At 41.0% G+C, this 1,479-nt stretch carries 1 pseudogene; it reads left to right on the forward strand.

The features are described from left to right. Positions 1-1,479, forward strand: a pseudogene (locus ACODSI_RS14985) (hypothetical protein); the annotation flags it as partial.

A 1,479-nucleotide genomic window follows, 5' to 3' on the forward strand; every position in this document is an offset into this window, starting at 1 on the left:
TACAACCATTAGCTACGTTAACCCTAACCTCTGCACCAGCCACTAGTACCCAAACAGTTTGTGCTAATGCAACTATTACCAATATCACGTACACTTTTGGAGGTACCGCCACTGGAGCTACAGTAACGGGATTACCAACAGGTATTACAGCCAGTACCACAGCAAACACAGTTACTATTTCAGGTAGTTCAAGCACTGTTGGAACGTTCCCATACACAATTACCACTACAGGAGGTGCTTGTGGCACACCATCGCTAACAGGAACAATCACTATAGAACCTTTAGCAACGATAGTATTAACTTCAACGGCTCCAACATCTAATCAGACCGTATGTGTTAATGCATCAATTACTAATATCACGTATACTTTTGGAGGTACGGCTACAGGAGCTACAGTAACAGGTTTGCCTAATGGAGTTACTTGGGCAATAACAGGGTCAACGTTGACCATATCAGGAACACCAAATACCGCCTCTGCAACTCCATATGCTTATACGGTAACTACTACAGGAGGAAACTGTGGTAGCCCATCGTTAACAGGAAGTATCAAAGTAATTTCAGCTCCAGTGTTATCTACACCAACCTCTTATCAAGTTTGTGATGATAATACCGATGGGGTATCGTGCTTGTTTGTTTTAAACACAAAAGATAGTGAAGTTACTACAACACCTGGTTTAACAATTACCTACCATTTAACTCCATCAGATGGTCAGACGGGTAATAACCCAATACCAAAAAACACACCGTATTGCAATATCAATAACCCGCAAGATATTTATGTGCATGTTATTGATCCAAATGCACCAGCCTGTTATTCTACGACCACATTCCAATTAATTGTAAATCCGAAACCATTAGTGGTTACGGTACCAAATTATCAATTGTGTGATACGAATAGTCCTGGCGATGGGATTGAACAATTTAATTTACCAACCAAAGATGCACAAATCATCAATGGACAATCTTCTATGGTGGTATCGTATTATTTGACCCAATCAGATGCTACCAATCAGGTAAATCCATTACCAAGTTTGTATACCTCAAATACCAAAACGATTTGGTATAACATTAAAAATACAGTAACAGGCTGTACTTCGGTAGGGTCACTTAATTTAGTTGTGAATCCACTACCTGTAATTACAGTTAACAGTCCAACGGTTTGTCAAGGTGCTGTGGCAACTCTAACAGCCACTGCGGCTGTTACAGGAACGTATTCTTATTTATGGACGGTTCCTTCGGGAGTTGCTAATCCAGGAAATGTTGCTAGTTTTACCACAACAGTTGCTGGAGTTTACAGTGTGGTTGCAACCAACGTTGTTACAGGATGTGTTGGAGCAAGCGCTTCAGCAACGGTGACTCATATCACTGCCCCAACAATCAGTACACCAACGAACTATGTAGTTTGTGATGACAACGCAGATGGTGTTTCTTGTTCGTTTGTATTAAGCACGAAAGATGCACAGATTTCAACGCAACCAG

Source organism: Flavobacterium sp. FG139 (genome assembly GCF_057809695.1).